The sequence below is a fragment of the Pseudomonas sp. IT-P218 genome (assembly GCF_949767605.1).
Classification (GTDB): Bacteria; Pseudomonadota; Gammaproteobacteria; order Pseudomonadales; family Pseudomonadaceae; genus Aquipseudomonas; species Aquipseudomonas putida_AE.
The window spans coordinates 26,532-53,075 of the sequence record NZ_CATKQQ010000022.1 but is presented as its reverse complement, the minus strand read 5'-3'; the positions used below and the strand labels follow the sequence as shown (position 1 = coordinate 53,075).

At 62.2% G+C, this 26,544-nt stretch carries 20 protein-coding genes; 13 read left to right on the top strand and 7 right to left on the bottom strand.

What is annotated here, in order from left to right:
• Positions 1 to 40 precede the first annotated feature (40 nt).
• Positions 41 to 1,141 carry a DNA alkylation repair protein gene (locus ACM6I6_RS14425; protein ID WP_274076297.1) on the top strand — a complete coding sequence of 367 codons (1,101 nt, stop codon included), beginning with the start codon at positions 41 to 43 and terminating at the stop codon, positions 1,139 to 1,141.
• 180 nt (positions 1,142 to 1,321) lie between these two features.
• Here the strand turns inward: ACM6I6_RS14425 and ACM6I6_RS14420 are convergent, their stop codons facing one another.
• Entirely contained in the window at positions 1,322 to 2,227 is a 906-nt protein-coding gene (locus ACM6I6_RS14420) for a LysR family transcriptional regulator (RefSeq protein ID WP_274076296.1), read from the bottom strand.
• Positions 2,228 to 2,347: 120 nt separating this feature from the next.
• On the opposite strand from ACM6I6_RS14420, the gene ACM6I6_RS14415 reads away from it, so the two are divergent.
• On the top strand, positions 2,348 to 3,994 hold the full coding sequence (locus ACM6I6_RS14415) for a GMC family oxidoreductase (protein WP_274076295.1): 1,647 nt from the start codon (positions 2,348 to 2,350) through the stop codon (positions 3,992 to 3,994).
• Positions 3,995 to 4,198: 204 nt separating this feature from the next.
• Complete coding sequence (locus ACM6I6_RS14410) at positions 4,199 to 5,821, top strand: MFS transporter (RefSeq protein WP_274076294.1); 1,623 nt, start codon at positions 4,199 to 4,201, stop codon at positions 5,819 to 5,821.
• 237 nt (positions 5,822 to 6,058) lie between these two features.
• On the opposite strand, the gene ACM6I6_RS14405 is transcribed toward ACM6I6_RS14410, so the two are convergent.
• A complete protein-coding gene (locus ACM6I6_RS14405) occupies positions 6,059 to 6,427 on the bottom strand; it encodes a DUF427 domain-containing protein (protein ID WP_272606185.1) in 369 nt (122 codons plus the stop codon).
• A 243-nt stretch (positions 6,428 to 6,670) separates the two neighbouring features.
• Here ACM6I6_RS14405 and ACM6I6_RS14400 point away from each other — a divergent pair, with 243 nt between their 5' ends.
• Positions 6,671 to 8,614 (top strand): DNA topoisomerase III, encoded by a 1,944-nt coding sequence (locus ACM6I6_RS14400; RefSeq protein ID WP_414920088.1) that lies wholly within the window; start codon positions 6,671 to 6,673, stop codon positions 8,612 to 8,614.
• A gap of 94 nt (positions 8,615 to 8,708) precedes the next feature.
• On the opposite strand, the gene ACM6I6_RS14395 is transcribed toward ACM6I6_RS14400, so the two are convergent.
• Positions 8,709 to 9,584, bottom strand: a complete 876-nt coding sequence (locus tag ACM6I6_RS14395; RefSeq protein WP_323606043.1) for a LysR substrate-binding domain-containing protein — start codon at positions 9,582 to 9,584, stop codon at positions 8,709 to 8,711.
• Between the two features lie 202 nt (positions 9,585 to 9,786).
• On the opposite strand from ACM6I6_RS14395, the gene ACM6I6_RS14390 reads away from it, so the two are divergent.
• From ACM6I6_RS14390 to ACM6I6_RS14355, 8 genes are all read left to right on the top strand, one after another.
• On the top strand, positions 9,787 to 11,220 hold the full coding sequence (locus tag ACM6I6_RS14390; protein WP_274076291.1) for an ABC transporter substrate-binding protein: 1,434 nt from the start codon (positions 9,787 to 9,789) through the stop codon (positions 11,218 to 11,220).
• A 75-nt stretch (positions 11,221 to 11,295) separates the two neighbouring features.
• Positions 11,296 to 11,967 carry a dimethylsulfonioproprionate lyase family protein gene (locus ACM6I6_RS14385; RefSeq protein WP_274076290.1) on the top strand — a complete coding sequence of 224 codons (672 nt, stop codon included), beginning with the start codon at positions 11,296 to 11,298 and terminating at the stop codon, positions 11,965 to 11,967.
• Positions 11,964 to 12,917: an ABC transporter permease gene (locus ACM6I6_RS14380; protein ID WP_414920087.1), complete on the top strand. Its 954-nt coding sequence runs from the start codon at positions 11,964 to 11,966 to the stop codon at positions 12,915 to 12,917. Before ACM6I6_RS14385 ends, ACM6I6_RS14380 begins: the two co-directional genes overlap by 4 nt.
• On the top strand, positions 12,914 to 13,807 hold the full coding sequence (locus ACM6I6_RS14375) for an ABC transporter permease (RefSeq protein ID WP_274076288.1): 894 nt from the start codon (positions 12,914 to 12,916) through the stop codon (positions 13,805 to 13,807). Before ACM6I6_RS14380 ends, ACM6I6_RS14375 begins: the two co-directional genes overlap by 4 nt.
• Before the next feature lie 23 nt (positions 13,808 to 13,830).
• Positions 13,831 to 15,873 carry a dipeptide ABC transporter ATP-binding protein gene (locus tag ACM6I6_RS14370; protein WP_414920086.1) on the top strand — a complete coding sequence of 681 codons (2,043 nt, stop codon included), beginning with the start codon at positions 13,831 to 13,833 and terminating at the stop codon, positions 15,871 to 15,873.
• A gap of 275 nt (positions 15,874 to 16,148) precedes the next feature.
• Positions 16,149 to 17,888, top strand: coding sequence for a dipeptidase (locus tag ACM6I6_RS14365; protein WP_414920085.1), 1,740 nt, complete (start codon positions 16,149 to 16,151; stop codon positions 17,886 to 17,888).
• A 485-nt stretch (positions 17,889 to 18,373) separates the two neighbouring features.
• Positions 18,374 to 19,351 carry an alpha/beta hydrolase gene (locus ACM6I6_RS14360; RefSeq protein WP_323627112.1) on the top strand — a complete coding sequence of 326 codons (978 nt, stop codon included), beginning with the start codon at positions 18,374 to 18,376 and terminating at the stop codon, positions 19,349 to 19,351.
• Between the two features lie 271 nt (positions 19,352 to 19,622).
• Complete coding sequence (locus ACM6I6_RS14355) at positions 19,623 to 20,183, top strand: lipid-binding SYLF domain-containing protein (RefSeq protein ID WP_274076284.1); 561 nt, start codon at positions 19,623 to 19,625, stop codon at positions 20,181 to 20,183.
• 74 nt (positions 20,184 to 20,257) lie between these two features.
• On the opposite strand, the gene ACM6I6_RS14350 is transcribed toward ACM6I6_RS14355, so the two are convergent.
• The 4 genes from ACM6I6_RS14350 to ACM6I6_RS14335 all read right to left on the bottom strand — a co-directional run bounded on the left by ACM6I6_RS14350 (position 20,258) and on the right by ACM6I6_RS14335 (position 25,478).
• Positions 20,258 to 21,511, bottom strand: a complete 1,254-nt coding sequence (locus ACM6I6_RS14350) for an OprD family porin (protein WP_414920084.1) — start codon at positions 21,509 to 21,511, stop codon at positions 20,258 to 20,260.
• Positions 21,512 to 21,603: 92 nt separating this feature from the next.
• Entirely contained in the window at positions 21,604 to 22,908 is a 1,305-nt protein-coding gene (locus tag ACM6I6_RS14345) for a citrate:proton symporter (RefSeq protein WP_323627110.1), read from the bottom strand.
• Between the two features lie 125 nt (positions 22,909 to 23,033).
• On the bottom strand, positions 23,034 to 24,353 hold the full coding sequence (locus ACM6I6_RS14340) for a dicarboxylate/amino acid:cation symporter (RefSeq protein ID WP_414920083.1): 1,320 nt from the start codon (positions 24,351 to 24,353) through the stop codon (positions 23,034 to 23,036).
• A gap of 42 nt (positions 24,354 to 24,395) precedes the next feature.
• A complete protein-coding gene (locus ACM6I6_RS14335; RefSeq protein WP_274076280.1) occupies positions 24,396 to 25,478 on the bottom strand; it encodes a 4-oxalomesaconate tautomerase in 1,083 nt (360 codons plus the stop codon).
• A 160-nt stretch (positions 25,479 to 25,638) separates the two neighbouring features.
• On the opposite strand from ACM6I6_RS14335, the gene ACM6I6_RS14330 reads away from it, so the two are divergent.
• A complete protein-coding gene (locus ACM6I6_RS14330; RefSeq protein ID WP_274076279.1) occupies positions 25,639 to 26,529 on the top strand; it encodes a LysR family transcriptional regulator in 891 nt (296 codons plus the stop codon).
• Positions 26,530 to 26,544 lie beyond the last annotated feature (15 nt).

Sequence of the window (26,544 nt, the reverse complement as noted above, 5' to 3'; positions counted from 1 at the left end):
TGGCCGCTTCGCGATAAACCACAATCACAGGGATCACACCATGGCTGGCGATACCGCCTCCCCCGCGCTCAAGGAAATCTTCAACGCCGAACGCCTGCGGCACATCGCCGCCGAGATGACGGCGGTGTATCCCGGCTTCGATGCCAAAGAATTCCTCAAACTGGCCAACGACGGCCTGGCCGAGTTGTCAGTGATGCAGCGCATGGCCCGCGTCAGCGAATGCCTGCACGCGGTACTGCCAGCCGGTTATGAAGCGTCGCTGGGGCTCTTGCGCGCCCTCGCCCCGCGCCTCAACAGCGGCTTTGTCAGCATGTGCCTGCCGCAGTACGTGGCGACCTATGGCGCGGACCGGTTCGAACTGTCGATGGAGGCGCTCAAGTACTTCACCGCGTTCGGCTCCTCGGAATTCGCCATCCGCCATTTCCTGCGCGCCGATCTGCAGCGCTCGCTGCAGCTGATGCATGACTGGTCGCTGGACGCCAACGAACATGTCCGGCGCCTCGCCAGCGAAGGTAGCCGGCCACGCCTGCCGTGGTCCTTTCGCCTGGAGCAGATCCAGGCCGACCCGCGCCTGGCCGCCGGCATCCTCGATAATCTAAAGGCCGACCCCAGCCTTTACGTGCGCAAATCGGTGGCCAACCACCTCAACGACATCACCAAGGACCATCCCGAGTGGGTGCTGGAGCTGATCGAGGGCTGGTCGCTGGACAACCCGCACACCGCGTGGATCGCCAGGCATGCCCTGCGCAGCCTGATCAAACAGGGCAACCTGCGTGCGCTGGCAATCATAGGTGCCGGCGGCAAGCCTGAAGTGCAGATCATCGACGTGCAGGTCAATCCGCCGGTAATTGGCCTCGGAGAAAAGATCACCCTGTCCTTTGCGGTCAAGTCCACGGTCCACACCAGCCAGCGTCTGGTGATCGACTACGCCATCGATTACGTCAAGGCCAACGGCAGCACCTCGGCCAAGGTCTTCAAGCTCAAGGCCCTGACGCTGCCGGGTAACGCCACACACGCCATCGCCCGTGGCCAGCACATCAAGGAACTCACCACCCGCCGGCATTACGCAGGCAAGCACGCAGTGCATGTGCTGGTGAATGGGGAGCGGCTGGCCAGTACGGCGTTTGAAATACTGGGCTGAGATGCGCTACTGAACCCTGCGCTGCTCTTTCGGACGCCCCCTCAAAGCTACACCCGGTCTACTGTGGGAGCTGGCCTGCCGGCGATGGCGCCCGAAAGATCAACGCAATGTTCAAGACCGCCATCGCCGGCAGGCCAGCTCCCACAATGGATCGAGTCCAGCCCGCAAGTGACAGGATCTTCACCCGCCGTGAGGGGGATTGGGCCCCAGCAACAATTCCTGCTCCCGCTCGCACAACTCCACCACGTAATCCCACATCACCCGCAGCCGCACCGATTTGTGCAGCTCGCGGCGTGTGCTGATCCAGTAGCTGCGCAGGATGCTCTCCTGGGGGAACAACGGCACCAGCGCGGAATCGGCGCTGGCCATGTAGCACGGCAGCACGGCGATGCCCAAGCCCGCGCGCGCAGCCTGTTGCTGGGCGATGACGCTGGTGCTGTGGAAGACCACCCGGGGGTTGCGGCAGAAGCTGTTGAGGAACATCAGCTCCTGGCTGAACAGCAAGTCGTCGACGTAGCCGATCCAGGCATGCCGCCCCAGGTCTTCGCGATTGCGCAGCGGCGGCGAACGATCGAGGTATTCCTGGCTGGCGTAGAGCGCCAGGCGATAGTCGGCCAGTTTGCGCGTGACCAGCATGTCGGCGGCCGGGCGCTCCAGGTGGATGCTGATTTCCGCCTCGCGGTTGAGGATGCTGACGAAACGCGGCACTGCCACCAGCTCCACTTCCAGCCCCGGGTAACGCTCGAACAGGCCGTTCATGCGGCTGGCGAGGAACATGATGCCCAGCCCTTCCGTCACCCCCACGCGGATCTTGCCCAGCGGCGCCGTGGACTGGGTAATTTCTTCCTGCGCCAGCAGCGCGACGTTCTCCATGGCCTCGGCGTGCTTGAGCAAGGCTTCGCCGGCCGGGGTCAGCTCGTAACCCTGGGCATGCTGCACGAACAGTGCCGTGCCAAGGCTCTTTTCAATGGCCTCGATGTGCCGCGCCACGGTGGCATGGGTGGTGTTCAAGCGGCGCGCGGCGGTGAGCAAACGCCCGCTACGCTGGAGCTCGAGAAAGAAGCGCAGGTCATTCCAGTCGAACATCGTCCATCCTTAGGTCAGCGTTGTTTAAAAACGCACAGCAGCTGGGTAAAAACTAACATTCTTTAAACGAAAGCTAACAACTAGGATGAACTCCAACAAGAACAACAAGCGAGGTCAGGGATGCACGCTTCCCTTGATGAATACGACTACATCGTGGTCGGGGCCGGTCCCGCCGGTTGTCTGCTGGCCAATCGCCTGTCGGCCAACCCGCAACACCGCGTCTTGCTGCTCGAAGCCGGCGGTCGCGACAACTATGCGTGGATCCACATCCCGGTGGGCTACCTGTTCTGCATCGGCAACCCACGCACCGACTGGTGCTTCAAGACCGAGGCGCAACCCGGCCTGCAGGGCCGCACCCTGAGTTACCCACGCGGCAAGGTCCTCGGTGGCTGCTCGTCGATCAACGGCATGATCTACATGCGCGGCCAGGCCGGCGACTACGATGGCTGGGCGGCCGAGGGCAACCCCGGCTGGCGCTGGCAAGACGTGCTGCCGTTGTTCAAGAAAAGCGAAAACCATTTTGCCGGCGAATCAGATTTTCACGGCGCCAGCGGCGACTGGCGGGTGGAACGCCAGCGCCTGTCCTGGCCGATCCTCGATGCCTTCCAGAGCGCCGCCGAGCAGAGCGGCATTGCCCGAATCGACGACTTCAACCAGGGCGACAACGAAGGCTGTGGCTACTTCCAGGTCAACCAGAAAGCCGGCATCCGCTGGAATGCCGCCAAGGCGTTCCTCAAGCCGATTCGCCAGCGCCCCAACCTGACGGTGCTGACCGGCGTCGAGGTCGACCGCGTGCTGCTGGAAAACGCTCGCGCCTCGGCGGTCAGCGCCCGTTGGCAAGGTCAGGCGAAAACCTTCAAGGCGCGCAAGGAAATCATCCTGTGCGCAGGTTCCGTCGGCTCACCGAGCATCCTGCAACGTTCCGGCATCGGTCCGCGCCCGCTGTTGCAGCGCCTGGGCATCGGCGTCGCGCATGAACTGCCCGGCGTTGGCGGCAACCTGCAGGATCACCTGCAACTGCGCCTGATCTACAAACTGGAAAACGCCCGCACCCTGAACCAGATCGCGGGAAGCCTGTGGGGCAAGATGGGCATGGGCCTGCGCTACCTGTATGACCGCAGCGGCCCGTTGTCCATGGCGCCGAGCCAACTGGGGGCATTCGCCCGCTCGGGGCCGGAGCAGACTTCGGCCAACCTGGAGTACCACGTGCAACCGCTGTCGCTGGAGCGTTTCGGTGAACCGCTGCATGCCTTCCCGGCGTTTACCGCCTCGGTCTGCGACCTGCGCCCGCAAAGCCGGGGCCGGGTGGAGATCCAGTCAGCCAACCCGCAGCAGGCGCCCCTGATCCAGCCCAACTACCTCAGCCATCCCGAGGACTTGCGCGTTGCCGCCGATGCCATTCGCCTGACCCGGCGCATCGTTGCCGCACCAGCCTTGAAGGCGTTCAAGCCGGTCGAGTACCTGCCCGGCGACAGCCTGCAAACCGAAGAACAGCTGCATGAAGCCGCCGCGCGGATCGGCACCACCATCTTCCATCCCGTCGGCACCTGCCGCATGGGCAATGACGCGGACGCGGTGGTCGATGCCGAACTGCGCGTGCACGGCATCCCCGGCCTGCGCATCGCCGACGCCTCGATCATGCCGCGCATCACCTCGGGCAACACCTGTTCGCCTACGCTGATGATCGCGGAGAAAGCCGCACAACTGATCCTTAACCCCGCCACAAGGAGCATCACCGAGACAGAGGAACTGGTCACAAACGCCTGAACGCACTCACACGGACATGTAGGAGCCGGCTTGCTGGCGATTACGGTGGATCAGTCAACGTCAATGTCGCCTGATTCGCCGCCATCGCCGGCAGGCGGGCTCCCACAGGGAACGCGTACACCCGCATCGACAGTAGCGGCACCCGCCCACAAGGCCGGCGCCGACAGTGGAACAACAAAAACAATCACTGTGAGGGATACCGATATGTCAGAACACGTTCAACCCCTGGAAGCCGTGCGCAGCGCGGGCACCAGCCAGGAAACCCAGAAAGTCATCTTCGCCTCGTCGCTCGGGACGGTCTTCGAGTGGTATGACTTCTTCCTCTACGGCGCCCTCGCGGCGGTGATCAGCAAGCAGTTCTTCGCCGGGGTCAACGACACCACGGCGTTCATCTTCGCCCTGATGGCGTTTGCCGCCGGTTTCATCGTCAGGCCGTTCGGTGCCCTGGTGTTCGGCCGGTTGGGGGACATGATCGGGCGCAAGTACACCTTCCTCGCCACCATCGTGCTCATGGGCCTGGCCACCTTCTGCGTCGGCTTGCTGCCCACCTACGCGAGCATCGGCATCGCCGCGCCGATCATCCTCGTGGTGCTGCGCATGCTCCAGGGCCTGGCACTGGGGGGTGAGTACGGCGGCGCCGCGACCTACGTGGCAGAACACGCGCCAATGGGCAAACGCGGATTCCACACCAGCTGGATCCAGTCCACCGCCACCCTGGGCCTGTTGCTGTCGCTGCTGGTGGTGCTCGGCTGCCGGTACTTCACGGGCGATCAGTTCGAAGTCTGGGGCTGGCGCATTCCGTTCCTGTTCTCGATCATCCTGCTGGGCATCTCGACCTGGATTCGCCTGAGCCTGCACGAGTCGCCTGCGTTCGTGAAAATGAAAGAGGAAGGCAAGCTCTGCAAGTCGCCGATCCGCGATTCCTTCGGTAAGTGGGAAAACCTCAAGGTGGTCCTGATCGCCCTGTTCAGCATCAACGCCGGGCAAGCGGTGACCTTCTACGCGGCGCAGTTCTATGTGCTGTTCTTCCTCACCCAATTCCTGAAAATGGACCCCGCCGTGGCCAACGGGCTGCTGATCGTCAGTGTGACCATCGGCGCGCCCTTCTTCATTTTCTTCGGCTGGCTGTCGGACAAGGTCGGGCGCAAACCGGTGCTGATGCTCGGCCTGCTGCTCGCCACGGCGTTGTACTTCCCGATCTTCAAGACCCTGGCCCACTACGCCAACCCGGCTATCGACCAGGCCAGCCGCCAGGCCCCGATCACCGTGCTGGCAGACCCGGCCACCTGCACCTTCCAGTTCGACCCGGTGGGCAAGGCGAAATTTGACAGCCCCTGCGACAAGGTCAAGACCTTCCTGGTCAAGCAGGGCCTGCCGTATCAAAGCGAAGCGGCCCCGGCCGGCAGTGGCGTGCAGGTCAGTGTCGGTGACGTGAAGATCGACGGTTTCGACGAAGCGGCCCTGCGTGGCGCGGTGACCCTGGCCGGTTACCCGCAACAGGCCGACATGCAGCAGATCAACAAGCCGATGATCGTGGCGCTGATCGTCGCCCTGATCATCATCTCCGCCATGTGCTACGGCCCGCTGGCGGCGCTGATGGTCGAACTGTTCCCGACCCGCATCCGCTACACCTCGATGTCCCTTCCCTACCACATCGGCAACGGCTGGTTCGGCGGGTTCCTGCCGACGGTGTCGTTTGCCCTGGTGGTCTATACCGGCGATATCTTCTACGGGCTGTGGTATCCGGTGGTGATCACCGGGGTGAGCCTGGTGGTGGGGCTGCTGTGCCTGCGTGAGACGCGTAACGTCGACCTTGATAAAAACTGACGTAAACCCTCAATGAGCCTTCGCCTGCAGGAACCAACTGCCGGCGAAGGCGGACCTATAGCCGCTACGGCCGCACCCCATCCACTGTAGGAGCTGGCTTGCCAGCGAAGACGCCCTCACATCCGCACAATCTCCCACGGCTACACCCGATCCCACTGTAGGAGCTGGCTTGCCAGCGATGGGGCCCGAAAGACCAGCGAAAGGTTCAAGACCGCCTTCCCCGGCTTGCCCGCGAACTCACTCATCAATATCAATCAACTCAAACGTCACCTGATCCGGATAGAACGCCACATACTCCTGGATCTGCCTGACCGACACCTTGGGGTTCTCATAGCTCCACACCGCATTGGCGCCCTCATGTCCCGGCACCTGCAAACTGAAATAACTGGCATCGCCCTTGTACGGGCAATAGCTGGTGTGGTCGGTACGGGCGTAATACTTTTCGTCGATGTCCTCACGCGGCACGTAGTACACCGGAGGGTAATTGGCTTCCAGCAGCACCAGCGCACGAGCGGACGCTGCCACTTGAAAGCCGTGGAATTTCACCAACAGGCAGCCGGGCTGCTCGGCGATGGTGATGACAGGGCTGGGACCGGAGCTTTTCATGGAATGCGCACCTCTCACGGTGATGGACCTGTAACAGCAGGGCTGCACAACGCCCCGGAAATCTCGGTTTATCAGGTATAACCCAAGTTGCGGACCTGCGACGACTGCGCAGCCGAACGGATTCATCCGGTTGGGTAACCACGTGCAACGCTTTTGCTGTACATCCATACAGATAAAGATTGCTCTCGCGCCCGACTCCCGCCATCCTGTGCTCCTCCCGGACACTGATCGACGATGGTGGTTATGCGGCTGTACCTCTGTGAAAAACCTTCCCAGGCCAAAGACATTGCGGCCGTGCTCGGCGCGCGGCGGCGCGGTGACGGCTGCTGGCTGGGAACGGACGTCACGGTAACCTGGTGCATCGGCCACCTGCTGGAAACTGCGCCCCCGGATGCCTATGACGCGCGCTACAAGCGCTGGGTGCTGGCCGACCTGCCGATCATTCCCGACAAATGGAAAATGACCGTCAAGCCGCGCACCGCCAGCCAGTACAAGGCGGTCAAGCGCCTGCTCGGCGAAGCGTCCGAGCTGGTGATTGCCACGGACGCCGACCGTGAGGGCGAAATGATCGCCCGGGAACTGGTCGAACATTGCCGCTATCGCGGGCCCATCCAGCGTTTGTGGCTGTCGGCGCTGGACGATGCCTCGATCCGCAAGGCCCTCGCCGCACTCAGGCCCGGTGCGCAGACCTTCAGCCTTTATCATTCGGCACTGGGACGCTCCCGGGCCGACTGGCTGATCGGCATGAACATGAGCCGGCTGTTCACCTTGCTGGGACGCCAATCCGGTTATCAGGGCGTGTTGCCGGTCGGCCGGGTGCAGACGCCTACCTTGCGCCTGGTAGTGGATCGCGACCGCAGCATTGCCGACTTCGTGCCCGTGCCCTACTGGGCTGTCGAGGTGCAGTTGCTGCACGACGGCAGCACCTTCACCGCCCAATGGCGGGCCGCCTCCGACGTGTGCGACGACCAGGACCGCTGCCTCAACCAGGCCCTGGCGCAACGGGCGGCAGAGGCCATGCGCACCGCCGCCAGCGCCAGGGTGGTCAAGCTGCGCACCGAGCGGATGCGCGAAGTGGCGCCGCTGCCCTTCGATCTCGGCACCTTGCAGGAAGTCTGCTCGAAAAAGCTCGGCCTCGGAGCCCAGGAAACCCTCGACATCGCCCAGGCGCTCTACGAAACCCACAAGGTCATCACCTACCCGCGCAGCGACTGCGGCTACCTGCCCCTCAGCCAGCACAGCGAAGCACCGGGCATCCTCGCAGCGCTGCGCCAGGCCGATCCGGCACTGAACGCCTTGCACGACTACCTGGAACCCCAGCGCCGTTCACGGGCCTGGAACGATGCCAAGGTCAGCGCGCACCACGGCATCATCCCCACCGCCGCGGCGAAAAACCTCGATCGCCTGGTGGGCAAGCAGCGCGCGGTCTACACCTTGATCCGCGCCCGTTACCTGGCGCAGTTCCTGCCCAACCACGAGTTCGACCGCACCCAGGCCGACTTCGACTGCGCCGGCGAGGCCTTGCGGGCGGTGGGCAAGCAAATCGTCGAACCGGGCTGGAAACGCGCCCTGCCCGAAGCCCTCGCACCGGCCAAGGGCCGCGAGGCCCCCGCCCCGCAAACCCTGCCCAGCCTGCGGGAAGGGCTCGATTGCGCGGTGGCCGACGTGCTACTCAAGGACCTCTGGACGCAACCGCCCAAGCCGTTCACCGAGGGCGACCTGATCAAGGCCATGAAAAACGTCGCCAAACTGGTGGAAGATCCCTTGCTCAAGCAAAAGCTCAAGGACACCACCGGCATCGGCACCGAAGCGACCCGCGCCTCGATCATCCAGGGCCTGCTCGACCGTGGCTACCTGATCAAGAACGGCAAGGCGCTGGCGGCGACCCCGGCCGCGTTCAGCCTGATCGACGCGGTCCCGCGCGCCATCGCCGACCCCGGCACCACGGCCATCTGGGAGCAAGCCCTGGACATGGTGCAGAGCGGAGAAATGAGCCTGGACGAGTTCGTCACCAAGCAGGCGGCCTGGATGAGCAAACAAGTCAGCCGCTGCGCCGGCCTGAGCCTGACCATCAGCGGTCCTGCCAGCCCTGCGGGGCGCGGTGCGACGCCGTGGAAAAACAAGCGCAAGCCGGCCAAGCGCAAACCGGCGGGCACCCCCAAACGCAAGGCAAAAGCGCCCTTGTAGGAGCTGGCTTGCCAGCGAAAGCGGAGCTACAAACGACACAAATGTCGCCTGACAAACCGCCATCGTCGGAACGCCGCCCGCAGCAAGCCGGCTCCTACACCGACTGTATCCACTCAAGGAAACAGCGGATCGGCGGCTCCTGGCCCCGGCGTTGCACATGCGCCAGGTACCAACCTCCGGCCTGCATCACCTGCGTCTGCACCGGTATGACCAGGCTGCCCGTACGCAGATCGGCCTCCACCAGGAATTCGGGAACCACCACCACGCCCTGTCCGCTGATGGCCGCTTCAATCGCCAGCAAACTGCTGTCGAATCGTGGCGCGTTCTTTTGCACAAGGTCGGGAAGACCGATGCTCTGCGCCCACATCAACGAATCTTCATTGGTGCCCGATATCGCCAGAAACGGAACCTGGCGCAGGTCCTCTGGTGTGGTTATCACCTTGGCAACGTCCTTTGAGCAAACTGCCACCAGCCGCTCCTGCTTCAACAACGTGTACGCAAGGTTCGGTCGATCAGGCGTGCGCGTGTAGATGATCCCTACATCGGCGCGAGCTGGATTGAACTCCCAATCCAGCAGGCTGGCATCCAGGCTGACCGCAATCCCGGGCGAGGCTTCCTTGAATGCCTGGAGCCTCGGGATGAGCCAGCGCACGGCCACGGTGACATAGACCTGCACGGTCAAGGCCGTCTGTGTCTGCTTCTCACGGATGAGGTCGGTGGTGAGCGCGATGCGATCCAGCGCATCCTGGATCACCGGAAAGTACAGTTCGCCCTTTTCATTAAGCTCTACCCGGCCGGGCAATCGGCAAAAGAGCGCCGTCCCAAGGTAACGCTCAAGCGAAGCGATCTGGTGACTGATCGCCGACTGGGTCAGGCTCAGTTCCTCCGCAGCGCCTTTGAAGCTGCGCAATCGCGCAGCGGATTCGAAGACTTTCAGCGTCGACAGGGGGGGTAGCGATCTTTGAATCATGCTTGCTCGCGACGTTATAAAAATTCAAGCGGGGGTTAAATATACTCGTTTGCCCAGCCATCAACGCAATCACATACTCGGCCCATAAAAATAAACCAGGGGCACAGAAATGAAACGTAGTTTGCTTGCATCCTCAGCTTTTGCACTGGCTTTCGGAACATGTTTCCTGTCGTCACCCACGGTCTTGGCCACCGAGCAATGCGTGCGCGTACTGGGGTATGAATCGGACGGCGAGAAACAGACGATGGACCCCGCCGCGTTGATCGGCACCGACAGCGTCTATCACATCCGCGCCGTCTATGAGCCCCTGGTCGACCGTAGCAACACCATGATGCCCATACCGGTCCTGGCGCAATCCTGGGAATCGAACGCCGATGCAACCGAATGGACGTTCCATTTGCGCGAAGGCGTGAAGTTCCACGACGGCTCCGATTTCGATGCCGCGGATGTGGCCTATTCCTATCGTCGCCTGCTGGACCCAGCCATCTCGCCCGGCGGTTTTTCCACCCTCTCCTTCCTCGACCCCGCCGGTATCACCGCGGTCGACAAGAACACCGTGCGCTTCAAGGTCAAGTCCCCGGTGGTCGAACTGCCGATGCTGATCGCGACCAAGTATGCATTGATGGTTCCCGAGGGCGCCAAGGGCACGGACCTGCGCACCCAGGGCAACGGAACCGGACCATTCGTTCAGCAGACCTTTACCACCAACGGTCCGGTGCGGGTCATGCAGCGCAACCCGCATTACTGGCGCGCCGGCTTGCCCAAGGCGGACTGCCTGGAGATCACCACCAGTCTCGAAGCCACCTCACGGCTGTCGGCGCTCTTGTCAGGCTCCATCGATCTGTCGCTGGTGGTCGATCCGGCGAGCCTGATCACGCTCAAAGGCAACCCGGCGGTCGATCTCGTATCGACGCCTGGGGCAACCTCGCTGTACATCGCGGTCTGGACCGACACGGCGCCCTTCGACAACGTGAAGGTGCGTGAGGCGATGAAGCTGGTCATGGATCGTCAAACCATCCTCAATACCGTGCTGCTGAGCTATGGCGAGGTCGGTGTCGATACACCGATACCACCGAGTTCGCCGCTGGGTCTCAATACACCAGCGCCCGCAGAAGACATCAAACGGGCCAAGGCCTTGCTGGCCGAGGCGGGTCATCCTGACGGCATCGCCTTCGATCTCTATACGTCCGACTCCTACCCCGGCATGTTGTTGCTGGCGCAGGTCTATGCCCAGATGGCCGCGTCGGCCGGCATAAAAGTCAACGTCATTACCTCGCCGGCCGAGGGTTACTGGGACACCATCTGGCTGAAAAAGCCGGCGGTCATTTCCTACACCAGTGCGCGTCCACCGGCAGAAGCCTTGACGCTGTCGCTCAACAGCGCATCGGAATGGAACGAGACTCACTGGAAACGCGCGGATTTCGACGCGCTGGTGGCCAAGGCCGGGCAAACCCCGGATGAACAAGCGCGCAACCAGCTCTATCGCGACGCCCAACGCATGGTTGCACAGGAAGGCGGCATGATCCTTCCGGTGTTTTCATCGGTCGTGGCGGGCCTGCGCAAAGGCTGCAGCGGCTACTCACCGAACGTCGACGTCAACCGCATCGATTACGCGCAGCTGGACTGCGCAAAGTAGCCCCTCGCCCCAATCGTCCCCTTTGAATTCAATCCAATCCCGGAGCCCGCTGGCTCCGGGGAGGAGCCTGTGCGAATGACACACTCTAATCTGTCCCGATTTCTCCAATGCTTTGCCGACGTGCTGGATCGCGAGGGTCAGCCCGTCGCAAAATCCCACGCCAAACGCCTGCGCTATTTGCAATCGCGCCTGTCGGCCCTTCAGGACGTGCCTGCCGCACGGGTGCCTGTGCAAACATCCTGTGAGGCCGAACTACGGACTTATGCCTCGGGCTGCCCATTGGCCGACGCGCTGTCCAGGCTCATGCCCGCGCTCCACCTGACTCGCAGCGAGACCTACCTGGCCGCCCCGCCCAGCGCGGACTTTGGCAACAACTACGGCTACGGCGTTATCTGCGGGCCCGAGAGCGGACCACCGGCGCTGATCAAGGACAGCGAAATCTCCTTCGGCCTGATGTTCCTCGGCCCTGCAACCCACTATCCGCTGCATAGCCACCCGGCCGACGAAATCTATTATGCCGTCACCGGACCGTCGTTCTGGCGAACCGGTGACGACGCGTGGTCATCACGGCAGGCCGGTGAGATCATTCATCATCCTTCGTGGATTCCCCATGCCACGCTCGCAGCAGACCGGCCTTTGGTGCTCCTGTACGTCTGGCAAGGCGATCTGGACACCGATGCGGCCTTTCTCCCGGACTGGATGGCGTCGGACTCAACCTTGACCACTCAGGGGGCTGGATCGAAATGACCATTGTGCGGCTTGTCATCAGTAGGATCATGCTGTCGGCGCTCACGCTGCTGCTGGTCTCTGTGCTGATTTTCGTGATTCTCGAAGCCCTGCCGGGCGATGTGGCGACCCGTATCCTCGGCCGCGACGCCACCGCCAAGGCGCTGGAAGTGCTGCGTGCGCAACTGCACCTGGGTGATCCCCCGTTCAGTCGTTACCTGCACTGGCTAGGGGATTTGCTCAAGGGCAACCTGGGGGTTTCGATTGCAACCGGGCGACCGATCGCCGACGTGCTGGGCCCACGCATCATCAACACGCTGTTGCTGTCGCTGCTGGCCTTCGCTCTGTACCTGGTACTGGCCATCGTGCCGGCGGTGATTCAAGCCACACGGCGTGGCAGCAAGGTCGACCACATCATATCGGTGGTAACACTGGTACTGCTGTCGCTACCCGACTTTCTGCTGGCGACGATCTTGCTGTTCATCTTCGCCGTGGCCATGCCCATCCTGCCCGCACTGGCCACGGTTTCCGATGCCAGCACCTGGCTGGACAACCTGCGCGCCATGATCCTGCCGGCCGTGACCCTCGCCATCATCATGGCGGTGTATGCCATCCGGGTGTTGCGCGACAGCCTGATCGAAGTCCTGCGCTCCGACTACGTGCGCCTGGCCGAACTGAAAGGCCTGCGCCCCCATGCGGTGCTTTGGCGCCACGCGATGCCCAATGCGATCGTTCCGGCGCTCAACATCACTGCGCTCAACCTCGGCTTCCTGATTGGCGGCGTGGTCATTGTCGAGCGGGTTTTCTCCTACCCGGGCTTCGGCACCCTGCTGATCGATGCCCTGCAACTGCGTGACCTGCCCTTGATCAAGGCCACCGTGATGATCAGCGCGGCCGTCTACATCGCCGCCAATCTGGTGGCCGACATCGGCGCGGTTCTTCTTCAACCTCGCCTGAGGACAACTCGATGAGTCTCACCAACGCGATGTCCGGATCGCCCACGCAAACATTCCGGGCTTGTCTCGCACACTGGCAAGCGATGCCCGGTGCCTTCAAGGTCGGCTCGATCATCCTCGTGGCCCACGTGCTCTTTGCCCTCCTCGGCGTGTTCTGGACACCCTACGGGTTTGCGCAAATGGGCACCGGCATGCCGCTCTCCGGCATGTCGTGGCTACACCCCATGGGCGTCGATCAAATCGGCCGCGATGTCCTCAGCCGGTTCATGCATGGCGCGCACATCGTCCTGCTGCTGGCCCTGGCCGGCACGACGCTGGGCATGCTCGCCGGTACCACGCTGGGTCTGGTGTCCGGCTATCTCGGCGGCCTGTTCGACGAGATCGTGCAGCGTCTGGTCGAAGCCATGATCAGCATTCCGTTCCTCGCCTTGGCGCTGGTGACGATCATTGCTGCCGGCCCTGCCTTGGCCGGTGAACCGGCGTTGATCGTGCTGGTGGTCGGGCTGGTCTACGCACCGCGGATTGCCCGGATTGCACGGGCGGCCTCGATGGAAATCGCCACGCGCGAGTATGTCGCGGCAGCCCAACTGCGGGGTGAGGGAACCTGGTCCATCGTCCTGCGGGAAATTCTCCCCAACACCGCCAACGTGCTGCTGGTCGAGTTCTCCCTGCGGATCAGCTATGCGCCCATCCTGATCGGCGCACTCGGGTTCCTCGGTTTCGGTATCCGCCCGCCCACACCGGAATGGGGCCTGATGATCAGCGAGAACCGTGGCCTGCTGATCGCTTCGCCGGTGACGGTGTTCGGCCCGGGCCTGGGCTTCGCCTCCCTGGTGGTGGGCCTCAATCTCTTTACCGACGGGTTATCGAGAATGCTCGGCCAACGCTCAGTGGTCGGTGCATGAATAACAATAAAGAGGTTGGAACCATGACCAAGCTGATCGAGATTCAAAACCTCGGCATCGCCTACGCCGGCCAAACCGGATGGACCGATGTCGTGGAAGGGGTTTGCTTCGACATTGCCCGGGGCGAGACATTCGGCCTCGTCGGCGAGTCGGGTTGCGGAAAATCCACGGTCGCCTATCGGCTGCTCGGCTATGGTGCCGGCAACAGCCGCGTGCAGACCGGCCAGGTGGTGTTCGAAGACACCGACCTGCTCAAGCTCGACACCCGTGCGCTGGCAACGCTTCGCGGCAACCGCATCGCACTGGTCCCGCAGAATCCGACGACCGCGTTGAGCCCGGGCATGCGCGTAGGTCGGCAAATCCGCGAGATGATTGCGACCCACCGCGCCTTGCCCGACGGCATATCCATGGACAAGCGCATCACCGAGCTGTTTGCCCTGGTCGGGCTGCCCGATGTCAGCCGGCGCTATCCCCATGAGTTGTCCGGCGGTCAGCAGCAACGTGTGACGATCGCCATGGCCGTGGCCTGCAACCCGGATCTACTGGTGCTCGACGAGCCGACCACGGGACTGGACGTCACCACTCAGCGCCAGATCATCCAGCTGCTGTCAGATCTGCGCACCCGCATCGGCATGGCGATGCTCTACGTCACCCATGACCTCGCGTTGCTCGCGCAAATCGCCGATCGCATTGGCGTCATGTATGCCGGCAAACTGGTCGAGGTCGCGCGTTGCGATCAGTTGCTGGCGCACCCAGCCCACCCCTATTCGCGCGGGCTGATCGCCTCGATCCCCACAGTGCTGCACGGCCATGGCGGTGCGCGCGGCCTGCGCGGCATGTTGCGGCGCGACCAGATGGCCGAGGGCTGCAAGTTCGAACCGCGCTGCGACTTCGCCACCCCCGACTGTCGCACGACCCCGCAGCACCTCATACCGGTGGCCGATGCGCAATCGGTCGCCTGCATGCGTTGGTCCGACGTGGCCGCCGCCCAAGCCCCGACACCTGCGCCGGTGATCGCCCTCGCTACCAAACGCGATGCGCACAAGGTGCTGTCGGTGGACGAACTCTCGCTGTCCTACGCGCAGCCGGGTTTGTTCACCCAGTGGCTGGGCAAGAAAATCGTCCCCATCGCGCGTGACATCGACCTTGAGTTGCACACCGGTGAGATCGTGGCGTTGGTGGGCGAATCCGGCAGCGGCAAATCCACCATCGCCCGCGCCATCAGCGGCCGGCTCGCGCCGGTGTCAGGCAGCATCAGCGTCGACGGCCAGACCCTGGCCCCGACACTCGCCGGCAGGTCCGTGCAGCAGTTGCGGCAGATTCAGTACATCTTCCAGAACCCCGATGCGTCACTCAATCCGCGCCGCAGTATCCGCGCCATCCTTGAGCGGCCACTGCGTCATTTCGGCATCGAATTGAAACCCGACACCCTGGAGACGGTTCTGGAAAGTGTCGGATTGCATGGGGGGTACCTCAGTCGGTTTCCCGAACAGTTGTCCGGCGGCGAACGGCAACGGGTGGCGATTGCACGGGCGTTGCTGGTCAATCCAAAGCTGTTGATCTGCGATGAAATTCTTTCGGCGCTGGATGTATCGGTGCAAACCAGAATCGTCGAACTGCTGCTGGCGCTCAAGCAGCAGCACGGCGTCGCGATGCTGTTCATCTCCCACGACCTGGCGGTCGTGCGGCAATTGGCCGACCAGGTCGCGGTGCTGTATCGCGGGGAACTGATGCAGCGGGTCGCCACCGACGCGCTCTTCGATTCGCCCTTGCACCCCTATACCGAAATGCTCCTGCACGCGGCCCCGGGCCTGTGCAAGGATAACTACGTGCCGCCACCGCCAGCCATGCCAGGCTCGCCCTCCATTGCGGGTCAGGGATGCCCCCTGGCGGGTCGCTGCCCCAGGCAGCTCGGAGAGCTATGCGCGCAGGTCCGCCCGCCTTCGCAGAAAACCCGCAGCGGGTTCATTCGTTGCCATATCCCGGTCGCCGAACTGGCACAGCAAACGGGAGGCGCAACGATTTCTGCACCTACTCAGGCATTGTCATTTCGGTTGAGAGGCTGATGGGCAATATGTAGGCGCACGGCTTGCCGGCGATAGCGATCCTGTGGCCGCCATCGCCGGAACGCCGCGCAGCAAGCCGTGTTCGTGCACGCTGTTGAACGAGATTAAACATCGACACTCAGGTTTTTCGATTCTGCGCCGCTTTTGCATTTCTGTGCGACAGATCCCACTTCAGGGGCTGCCCCATCCCACCTTCGCGGTGTAAGTTTGCAGATCTTTCTGACTAAACGATCAGAAGTTTCCTACAACCCACCTGCAAAGGAATGCCTCCAGCAATGGACTTTTCACTCAAAAAACTGGCCGCGGCCACCCTGATGTTCGCCAGCCTGTCGTCGTTCACCCTTGCTGCACAGGCCAACATCACCCCGCAACAGAGCGCGATCATCCTCAAGACGTTCAGTGATGCCTCGGTCACGGATTTCCGCCAGTTCCTGGCCAGCCTGGCCAAGAGCGACGTCGCCAAGACGGACAACCTCGGCCCGGCCATCAGTGCCTTCCAGGACAACAAGACGCTGACGCCTGAACAGCAAAACGAAATCCACCGCCTGCTCGGCCTCTATACCCGGATCAAGTACGGCAGCGCGGCCACCGAAACCCTGCGTGAACTGGTGGCCATCCCCACCGTGCGCGTCGAGGGCGTTGCCCAGCACGACAATCCCGAGTTCATCAAGATCGCCGGGAAGATCGAGAGCTTGGCCAAGGCGTTCAACCTGAACTTTCGCAACATCGACAACCGCGTCTATGAAATCTCGCTGGAAGGTACGGGCGATGAAGTCGTGGGCATTCACGCCCATGCCGACGTGGTGCCGGTGACGCCAGAAAACTGGGTGCTACAGGATGGCACCCGGCTCGATCCGTTCAAGGTGACCCTGGTCGGCGACCGCATGTATGGCCGGGGCACCGAGGATGACAAGAACGGCATCGTGGTCGCGCTCTACGCCATGAAGGTCATCAAGGAAGAAAAGCTGCCGCTGGCACGCAACTTCAAGCTGCTGGTGGACACCACCGAGGAAACCACGGGCGACGCCATTCCCTACTACTTCGAACGCAACCCGACGCCCAACTACAACCTGGCGCTGGACGGCGGCTACCCGGTGGTGATCGCCGAGAAAGGCTACGGCACCGTCATGGCCAGCTTCGCCAAGCGCAAGGGTCAGGGCAAGGGCGCCGAAATCACCTCGATGACCGGCGGCCTGGCCACCAACCAGATTCCGTCGACCTCGGTCGCCACCCTGGTGACAGACAAGCCCGCAGAGCTGGCCGCCAGCCTGCAAAAGGCCGGCAGCGAGTATGCCAAGCGCAATGGCGGCAACTTCGAAGTCACCGCCAAGGTGGACGGCAAGGACGTCAAGCTGACCGTCACCGGCGTCTCCGCCCACTCCTCCGAGCCCGAGTCCGGTGTCAACCCGGTGGCCAGGATGCTCGACTTCATCAACAGCCTCGACGGCAAGGTCGCACTCAGGCACAACCACATCACCGACGCCGCCCGCTACGCCGCCGACAACTGGGGGCTGGACTACCTGGGTGGCAAGTTGGGGGTGGGTTTCTCCGATGAGTTCATGGGACCGCTGACCACCTCCCTGACCTATGTCGGAATGGATGAAAAAGCCTTCAAGCTGGCGGTCAACCTGCGCGTGCCGAAGGGCAAATCGCCGGAAACGCTCAAGACTGAAATCGCTACAAAACTGGATGCCTGGAGCAAGCAGAGCAAGATCGCCCCGGCCTTCGACTACTCCATCGCCGAACCGATGTTCCGCAATCCCGAGGGTGAATGGGTCAAGGCCCTGCTCGCCGTGGCCAGCGAAAACCTCGGCATGGAGCACAAGTTCGGCACCTCCGCCGGCGCCACTTCGGTGCATGAACTGCCCAACGGCGTGCAGTTCGGCCTGGCCATGCCGGACGTCAAATACACCGGTCACAACGACAACGAGTTCAAGACCACCGAGCAGTTCCTGCTCGACCTGCAGATCGTGACCGAGATGATGGGGCGTATCGGGCAGTTGCCTAAGCTTTGATCCACCTGGCGTCCCGCCTTGGGACCTCAGTAAATTGTAACCACACAAGTACCCCTCTCTGAGGGGTATTTTTTTTCGCTAATGTGCTGATTAGTTGGCCCGGTTCACAGGCGCTGCCGAGGGGTGGATAGCGATTGATATTGGCGGGGACAATCTCAGGCCGCAAGCATTCGTTTCGGACAGGCCCACGCTTTCCGGGAAAGCTCGGGTACAGGTCCACATCCCGCCCGGTAAATTGGAACGCTCCGACGATGGACGCTAACGATGACGCGGGAAACCTGACGCCCCGTGGCGTTCTCTGGTTTTTCGCGAGCAAGCTCGCTCCTACAGGGGGGTTGCCCATACCAAAGCGTTAATCCCACACACCCATGTCCAGTGTTCAGTGCCTTGGTTTGCCCATAAATTCCGAGCTGCCAAAGCGTCGCCGGATGGCCTGTCCCGGGCCCCGCCGGCGCTACCTTCAAAACACACATGAGGTGTCGATCATGACTGATGAGACAAGCGGAACTACCCGCAGAGGATTGATGACCACCGGTGCCATGGCCGCCGCCCTGGCCGTGACGCTACCTGCGCTCGCTGCGCAATCGACCCCGGCAGCCGTGCCGGCGGGCAGCAAGAACGACGGCCATGCCAGCGGGTCGGGGATACTCACCGTCAAGGACGGCACGCAGATTTTCTACAAGGATTGGGGCACCGGACAGCCGCTGGTGTTCCATCATGGCTGGCCCCTGTCCAGTGACGACTGGGATGCACAGATGCTGTTTTTCTCAGGCAAGGGCTTCCGTGTCATTGCCCACGATCGCCGCGGCCACGGTCGCTCGTCGCAGACCACTGTGGGCAACGAGATGGATACCTATGCCGCCGACGTGGCGCAGCTGATGGCGCATCTCGACATCAGGAACGCCGTGCACATCGGTCACTCCACCGGTGGCGGTGAGGTGGCGCGTTATGTGGCGCGTCATGGCCGCGGTCGCGTCGCCAAGGCGGTGCTGATCGGCGCCGTGCCGCCGATCATGCTGCGCACCGCGAACAATCCGGGCGGCCTGCCTCTGGACGTCTTCGATGGTCTGCGCAAGGCCCTGACCGACAACCGTTCAGGATTTTATCGTGATTTTCCGAGCGGTCCCTTCTATGGCTTCAATCGCCCGGGCGCGAAAGTCTCCGAGGCGATCATCGACAACTGGTGGCGCCAGGGCATGAATGGTGGGGCCAAGGCGCAGTACGACTGCATCAAAGCCTTCTCGGAAACCGACTTTACCGACGACTTGAAGGCCATCGACGTGCCGACCCTGGTGCTGCACGGCGAAGACGACCAGATCGTGCCGATCGCCGATTCGGCGCACCTGGCCATCAAGCTGCTCAAACAGGGCACGTTGAAAACCTACCCCGGCCTGCCCCATGGCATGTGCACCACCCATGCCGACGTGATCAACCAGGATCTGCTGTCCTTCATCAAAGGCTGACGCTCGCTTCGCAGGTGCCCGATCGCAATGAACCGGCACCTTGCGCGCCCACCGGGAACAGACAATACGAACGGCAGTGATGAACTGCTGCCATCACTCAGTGGTCACAACAAGTGATGGCATCGCAACTGATCACTTGTTCCACTCAGCCGCGACGCTTGAAATCCACACATTCCAGGGTGCGCCGGATAACGTTCAGTGATTTCGGTTCCTGCCGCAAGTAGGCGCTGACTGCTACTGCCATCCAATGCTCCCTTATCGGAGTACGCAAATGACTCAATCCATACGGATGTTCCTGACGGCTTTGCTTGCGGTTGTCGCATTGGCCTCGGCCAGTTTCCTGAATACGGCAGGCGCCGCGACCGCCGAGGACCTCACCACCGACTCCAAGCAAGCGCTGCAAACCCTGTACAAGACCAATCCCGCTGCCGAAACCATTGGGAAACAAGCCAAGGCGATACTGGTCTTCCCGAAAATCATCAAGGCGGGCCTGGTGTTCGGCGGCAGCTACGGCGAAGGCGTCTTGATGAAAGGCAACACAGCAGTGGATTACTACAACTCCGTCGGCGGCTCCTGGGGCTTGCAGGCCGGCGCCCAGTCCTATGGCTATGTGGTTTTCCTGATGACCGACAAAGCGGTGAAATACATCACTGAAACCAAAGGTTGGGAAATCGGTGTAGGGCCAACGGTGGTCGTGGTGGATGAAGGGCTTTCGAAGAACCTGTCCAGCTCGACGCTGAAGGACGACGCCTACGCGTTCATCTTCTCCCAGCAAGGTTTGATGGCCGGGATCAGCATCGAAGGTACGAAGATTTCCCTGATCAAGCGCTAAAACCGGCAGTTCATTGGATCGTCGGACGAGTGAAGGCAGCCTGGTCCAATCAGGCCAGGCTGCCAACGTGCGCTCTACCAGAGCGCGATGTCATAGGTGATGTAAATCCGGTTGCTGTCGCGCCCACGTGCGAAGTCCGCGCGGTAGACATAGTTGCGCAGCTTTACACCGACGCCTTTGAACGCACCGCTCTGGACCACGTAGGCCAGTTCGGTGTCACGTTCGGATTCCTTGATCCGGGTGTCGGACTTGCCATCGTTACCCTTCAGGTATCGGGTCAGGAACGTCAGGCCTGGGACGCCCAGGGGCGCAAAGTCGTACCCGTAGCTGAGCATCCAGGTTTTCTCGTCCTCCTCGATGAACTTGCCGATACCGGCGTTGCTGAACGAGTAAACCGTGGCACCGCTGATGTAGGGCAGCCCTGCATCACCGCTGAGGGTTTGATAGCCGCCGCCAAAGGTGTGCCCTGCCACCGCGTAGGACACCAGGACACTGAGCATGTCGTTGTCAATCTTCGAGGCGTAGGCGCGGCCCGCGTCGTGGCTATTGAAGTAGCGCAGGTCGCCGGTCAGGGTCCCGCGACCTAACGCCAGATCGTGCTGGATGCCGGCGAAGTCCTGGCGGTAGAAGTCTTCCAGCTCGCCGTGGAAGTAACTCAGGCGCGTGTTCTTGCCGAGTTTGTAGTCGGCGCCGGCGTAGGTGAAGTCCCCGCCTCTGTCGCCCGAGTAGCCATCAGGCACGATCGACACACTGTCCGTGGAATCACGCTGCTTGAAGCGGTCCAGGCGTCCGCCGGTCAGGGTCAGGTTGTCGATATCCGTGCTGGTCAGCTGGCCGCCCTCATAGGTCTGCGGCAACAGGCGTGCATCGTTGTAGATCAGTACGGGCGTCCTGGGCAGCAGTGTCCCGTACTTGAGGGTGCTCTTGGCCAGCCTGATCTTCGCCGTGGCGCCGGCGCTGGAGAATTCATCGGCGGCGCGGCCATCGTCATGCACCGGCAACAGGCCGGTACCGCTGCGCCCTCGCCCCGAGTCCAGCTTCACCCCCAGCAAGCCCAGTGCATCGACGCCCAGACCCAATGCCCCCGGGGTAAACCCCGACTGATAATCCAGCAGTAAGCCCTGCGCCCACTCGGTGCGCTCACTTTTTGCGGTGCTGGCCGCACGGGCACTCAGGCCATGCTCATCACGAAAGTTTTCATTGAAGTAGACATTGCGCAGCTGCAGCTTCTGCTTGCTGTCGTCGATGAAATCGCTGGCATCAACCACGGCAATCGGGAATACCCCAAGGAGAGGTAAAAGCGCCCTGCCAATCAGAGAATGGGTCATGCGGAACTACTCTTGTTGTTTTTCAGGATGCAGGAATCCGCGCGCCGGCGAACGGCGCGTGGACAGGCGTCTAGCCGTGCGTCAGGGATAACTCAGGAGAACAGCGTCAAGGCGCCGGTCAGCAGGGCCAGTGCGGTGATCACCAGGGAGGTGAGCACGGCCCATTTCACGGTGGCGCGCTGGAAGTCGCCGATATCGCGATCGACCATGCCCACCAGCAACAGGGTCGACGCTACCAAGGGGCTCATCAGGTGCACCGGTTGGCCCAGCACCGATGCCCGGGCGATTTCCACCGGGTCGATGCCGTAGGCGGCCGCTGCGTTGGCGAGAATCGGCACTACGCCGAAGTAATAGGCATCGTTGGACAACACGAAGGTCAAGGGCATGCTGGTAATCGCCACCACCAGCGGAAACAGGTGGCCCCAGGACGGTGGAATCCACTCCACCAGCGTCTGGGCCAGGGCATCGACCATTTTCGTGCCGGAGAAAATCCCGGCGAAGACACCGGCGGCGAACACCAGCAGGACCACGGTCATGGCGTTGCCGGAATGGGCGAGGATGCGTTCCTTTTGGATGTCCAGCTGCGGGTAGTTGATCATCAGCGCCAGGACAAAACCGATCAGGAACAGGATCGCCGAATGGGCCAGGCCCATCACCAGCGCGATCATCACGCCGATCACCAGCATCAGGTTCACGTAGGCCAGCTTCGGGCGTTTGTGCGGTGTGTCTTCAAGAATGGCCTTGATGTAGCAATCACCACCGCCGCTCTGCAGCTGGATGTTACCGATGCGCTTGCGCTCGGCGCGACCCAGCAGAAAGGCGGTGAAGACCACCCAGGCGGCGCCGCCGATCATGGTCGGCAACAACGGGATGAAATACTCTCCGGCATCCACCCCCAGCGCGGCAATCGCCCGGGTGGCCGGCCCGCCCCAGGGGCTCAAGCCGCTCATGATGCTCAGCGACAACATGGCAACGGTCGCCAGGATCATCGGGTTCATGCCGATGCGCTTGTACAACGGCAGCATCGCCGCGCAGGTGATCATGTAGGTGGTCGTGCCATCGCCGTCCAGTGCGACCGTCAACGACAGCAGCGCGGTGCCGATGGCGATTTTCATCGGGTCGCCGTTGACCCGCTTGAGAATCTTGCGGATCAGCGGGTCGAACAGGCCCGAGTCGATCATCAAGCCGAAAAACAGGATCGCGAACAGCAGCAACGCGGCCGACGGCGCGACCATCTTCAGGCCGTCGAGCATCATTTTCCCGGTGGACCCGCCAAAACCGCCGATCAAGGCAAAGACGATCGGCACAACGGTCAACGCAACGATGGGCGACAAGCGTTTGGACATGATCAGGTAGGTGAACACTACCACCATGGCCAGGCCGAGTAAGGCGAGCATAGGGCATCTCTCTTGTTGTTATTGATGGCGAGATCGACGCGCAGGCGAACGACCCCGAGACTACCAGACGTTGCAATCGGCAACGTCCGGCAATGGGCGGCGATGAACGGTTTTGCGGGTAGCGGTCAGCTGCGGTGGGCGACTTCCACCGGCTCCCAGGCCTGGTTCCCGGCCAGCGGCGTCGAGGTTTTTCCGTCCAGGGTATCGAGCAGCACCTGACGGTCGCAGGCGTTCTCGGAGATGGCGATGACCACGGTCGCCACGGCATTGCTGGCCAGGCTGGTCAATGCACGGGCTTCGGACATGAAACGATCGATGCCGATCAACAAGGCCAGGCCCGCCAGCGGAATGTCATGGATCACCGACAGCGTCGAGGCGAGGGCCACAAAGCCGCTGCCGGTGACCCCTGCGGCGCCTTTGGAGGACAGCAGCATGATTGCCAGCATGGTCAGGGTCTGCGTGAGGCTCAGCTCGATATTGCAGGCCTGGGCAATGAAGACCGCCGCCAGCGACAGGTAGATCGCCGTGCCATCGAGATTGAACGAATACCCCGTCGGCAACACCAGCCCCACGACACCCTTCCTGCACCCCAGCGCCTCGAGCTTTTCCAGCATGCGTGGCATCACCGGTTCCGTGGAAGACGTCCCCAGCACCACCAGGAACTCTTCGCGCAGGTAGCGCAGCAACTTCCACAGGCTGAAACCATGGGCGCGGCAAATGCTCCCCAGCACCACAAAGACGAAGAAAGCGCAGGCGATGTACAGGGTCATGATCAACTTTGCCAGGGAGCCCAGCGAGGTGATGCCGTACTGTCCGACCGTGAACGCCAGCGCCCCGAAGGCACCGATCGGCGCAAAGCGCATCAGGTAGGAAAACATCTTGAAGACCATCTGCGATGCGGCCTCCAGTACATCGAGCACGGGCTTGCCGCGCTCACCCAGGGATGACAGGGCAAACCCGCACAGCACTGCGATAAACAGCACCGGCAGCACTTCGCCTTTGCTGAACGCACCGATGAACGTATCGGGGATGATGTGCATGAAAAACTCGACGACCCCGAGTTTGGCTGCCGACTCCATGTACTGGGACAACCCTGCGGTGCTCAACTGGCTGGGATCGATGTTCATTCCCGCGCCCGGCTTGAACAGGTAGACCGCCACCAGGCCGATGATCAGGCTGACCACCGTCAGCCCGAGGAACAGCAGCATGGTCTTGCTCAACAAGCGCCCGAGCGAGCGCTTGTCGCTCATCCCGGCAATGCCGGTGACGATGGTGCAGAACACCACCGGGGCAATCATCATCTTCACCAGTTTGATGAAGGCATCCCCCAATGGCTTGAGGGCGACGGCTTGCTGGCCCCAGAAATGCCCGACCACGACACCGAGCAGGACCGCGCAGAGGATTTGAAAGTAGAGCGATTTTAAGATTTTCATGGCATCACCCATTTTTAGAATTGTGCTGATGCAAACCCAGGCAGCGTCAGATCACTACCCGGCGAGTCGCTGGGAAGCCGGGGCATAGACGAAACCGGAAAACAGCCGTCGCGCGGTGCGCACAACCGAGGCACGGATGGTCTGGCCGTTGTCGCCGATGTAGGACAACACCACATCGATGCCGCCGCTCGGGTGCTCGATACGCACCTGTTGCAGGCGCGGACCACCGCTGTTGCCGAGCATCCGTGCGACGACGCTGCCTTCGCTGACACAGGCCGTCGCCAGGCCGATGGAGCCGGTAATGGCCAGCGCGCGATGGCAGTTGTGGGGCATGAAGTAGCGAACCTGCAGGGTGCCACCGGCCTTGGCCGGGGACACCAGCACCGGCTTGGGGATGACCTTGTCGCTGACATCGCCCAGCCCCATCGCCCTTCCCGCCTGCAACCGCAAGGCTTCGAGCCGACGCAGGAAATCCTTGTCGGCGTCCAGCTCGGCCGGGGTTTCATCGCCGCGCTTGTGCAGATGACGGGCCTCGATGATCACCATCGGCATGGCCATGTCGATGCAGGTCACAGGCACCCCGTCGAACACATCCAGGGTGTTGCCGGTGGGGAAAAGCTTGCCGGTCTTGCTGCCGGCCGCATCGAGGAAGGTCAACTGCACCGGGGCCGCGCTGCCCGGCACGCCATCGATGACCGTGTCGCCCTCGTAGCTGACTTTGCCGTTGGGCGTCAGCACGTCGGAGGTGACGAAGGTGCCGGTGTTGAGGTTGCGAATGCGCACCCGGGTGGAGTCGCCGGCTGCCTTGACCAGGCCCTGCTCGATGGCAAATGGGCCGACGGCGCAGAGCATGTTGCCGCAGTTGGGCGCCGTGTCGACCCGACGCTGGGACACCATGACCTGGACGAACAGGTAATCGACGTCCGCCTCGGGATGCAACGAAGGGCTGACGATCGCGACCTTGCTGGTCTGCGGGCTGCCGCCGCCGATGCCGTCAATCTCCAGTTCGTGACCGGAGCCCATCACCGAGAGCAACAGTTCATCGCGCTCTTTAACGCAGACCGGTAGATCCCAAGCGAGAAATACCGGGCCCTTGGAGGTACCACCGCGCATGAGAACACAAGGAATACGTTGCATGGCTTATCACTCTTGTTGATCAATCGGGTTAATTGATGTCTTGCAAACAAGAGTGACAGGGAAGCACTGGTGTTTCCAATGCAAAGATTGGCGCTATTATTCCACTTCACGAATGAATCTTTCCGGCCGTGGCCAAGCCTCTTTTGGGTGAGACAAGCACATGGAATATGAGCTTCAGGACATCAGGTCCTTTGTAAAAATCGCTGAGCTGGGCAGCTTTCACGAAGCCGCAGAAGCCTTGCATCTGTCGCAGCCCGCCTTGAGCCGGCGGATCAAGAAACTCGAGGAGGGGCTGGGCACCGCGCTGCTCGATCGAACAACGCGCAAGGTCAGCCTGACCAGCGTCGGACGTGATTTCCTGCCCAAGGCACGTCGATTGCTGGACGACTTCGACGACTCGATTCTCAATATCCGCGAATTGGCGGAACGGCAGATCGGTCGGGTAACGCTCGCCTGCATCCCCACCGCGGCGTTCTACTTCCTGCCCTCGGTGATCCGCATCTACAACGAACGTTACCCGAAAATCCGCATTCGCCTGCTCGACCTGAGTGCCAATGAAGGCCTGGAAGCGGTGCTGCGCGGTGAAGCGGATTTTGGCATCAACATGATGAGCGGCCAGCACCCCGACATCGAGTTCGTGCCCTTGGTCAACGAACCCTTTGTCCTCGCCTGCCGGCGCGACCATGAGTTGGCCGGGCGCAGTTCGGTCAGTTGGTCTGAACTGGGTGACTATCGGTTGATCGGCGTGGGGCGGCTGAGCGGCAACCGCATGCTGCTGGATCACGCGCTGTCAGGCCTGAGCTGGCGTCCGCAGTGGTTCTACGAAGTGCAGCATCTTTCCACGTCATTGGGATTGGTCGAAGCAGGGCTAGGCGTGTCGGCGATGCCCAGCCTGGCGATGCCCGCAGGCGATCATCCAACACTGGTCAGCGTTCCTCTCATCGACCCCGTGGTCAATCGGTCGTTGGGGCTTGTCTATCGACGGGGCGCTTCACTCTCCCCGGCCGCAGAAAAGTTCGTGTCGATACTGCTTGAGCAGTGGCCGCAATGACCGGGGCTCAGGCAG

Excerpts from the sequence above, each read along its gene's own strand:
- ACM6I6_RS14345 (WP_323627110.1), bottom strand. The coding sequence starts at position 22,908 with ATGCTCGCCTTACTCGGCCTGGCCATGGTGGTAGTGTTCACCTACCTG.
- ACM6I6_RS14380 (WP_414920087.1), top strand. The coding sequence starts at position 11,964 with ATGACCATTGTGCGGCTTGTCATCAGTAGGATCATGCTGTCGGCGCTC.
- ACM6I6_RS14375 (WP_274076288.1), top strand. The coding sequence starts at position 12,914 with ATGAGTCTCACCAACGCGATGTCCGGATCGCCCACGCAAACATTCCGG.
- ACM6I6_RS14335 (WP_274076280.1), bottom strand. The coding sequence starts at position 25,478 with ATGCAACGTATTCCTTGTGTTCTCATGCGCGGTGGTACCTCCAAGGGC.
- ACM6I6_RS14340 (WP_414920083.1), bottom strand. The coding sequence starts at position 24,353 with ATGGGTGATGCCATGAAAATCTTAAAATCGCTCTACTTTCAAATCCTC.
- ACM6I6_RS14415 (WP_274076295.1), top strand. The coding sequence starts at position 2,348 with ATGCACGCTTCCCTTGATGAATACGACTACATCGTGGTCGGGGCCGGT.
- ACM6I6_RS14355 (WP_274076284.1), top strand. The coding sequence starts at position 19,623 with ATGACTCAATCCATACGGATGTTCCTGACGGCTTTGCTTGCGGTTGTC.
- ACM6I6_RS14330 (WP_274076279.1), top strand. The coding sequence starts at position 25,639 with ATGGAATATGAGCTTCAGGACATCAGGTCCTTTGTAAAAATCGCTGAG.
- ACM6I6_RS14385 (WP_274076290.1), top strand. The coding sequence starts at position 11,296 with ATGACACACTCTAATCTGTCCCGATTTCTCCAATGCTTTGCCGACGTG.
- ACM6I6_RS14395 (WP_323606043.1), bottom strand. The coding sequence starts at position 9,584 with ATGATTCAAAGATCGCTACCCCCCCTGTCGACGCTGAAAGTCTTCGAA.
- ACM6I6_RS14425 (WP_274076297.1), top strand. The coding sequence starts at position 41 with ATGGCTGGCGATACCGCCTCCCCCGCGCTCAAGGAAATCTTCAACGCC.
- ACM6I6_RS14405 (WP_272606185.1), bottom strand. The coding sequence starts at position 6,427 with ATGAAAAGCTCCGGTCCCAGCCCTGTCATCACCATCGCCGAGCAGCCC.
- ACM6I6_RS14365 (WP_414920085.1), top strand. The coding sequence starts at position 16,149 with ATGGACTTTTCACTCAAAAAACTGGCCGCGGCCACCCTGATGTTCGCC.
- ACM6I6_RS14420 (WP_274076296.1), bottom strand. The coding sequence starts at position 2,227 with ATGTTCGACTGGAATGACCTGCGCTTCTTTCTCGAGCTCCAGCGTAGC.
- ACM6I6_RS14360 (WP_323627112.1), top strand. The coding sequence starts at position 18,374 with ATGACTGATGAGACAAGCGGAACTACCCGCAGAGGATTGATGACCACC.
- ACM6I6_RS14370 (WP_414920086.1), top strand. The coding sequence starts at position 13,831 with ATGACCAAGCTGATCGAGATTCAAAACCTCGGCATCGCCTACGCCGGC.
- ACM6I6_RS14400 (WP_414920088.1), top strand. The coding sequence starts at position 6,671 with ATGCGGCTGTACCTCTGTGAAAAACCTTCCCAGGCCAAAGACATTGCG.
- ACM6I6_RS14410 (WP_274076294.1), top strand. The coding sequence starts at position 4,199 with ATGTCAGAACACGTTCAACCCCTGGAAGCCGTGCGCAGCGCGGGCACC.
- ACM6I6_RS14350 (WP_414920084.1), bottom strand. The coding sequence starts at position 21,511 with ATGACCCATTCTCTGATTGGCAGGGCGCTTTTACCTCTCCTTGGGGTA.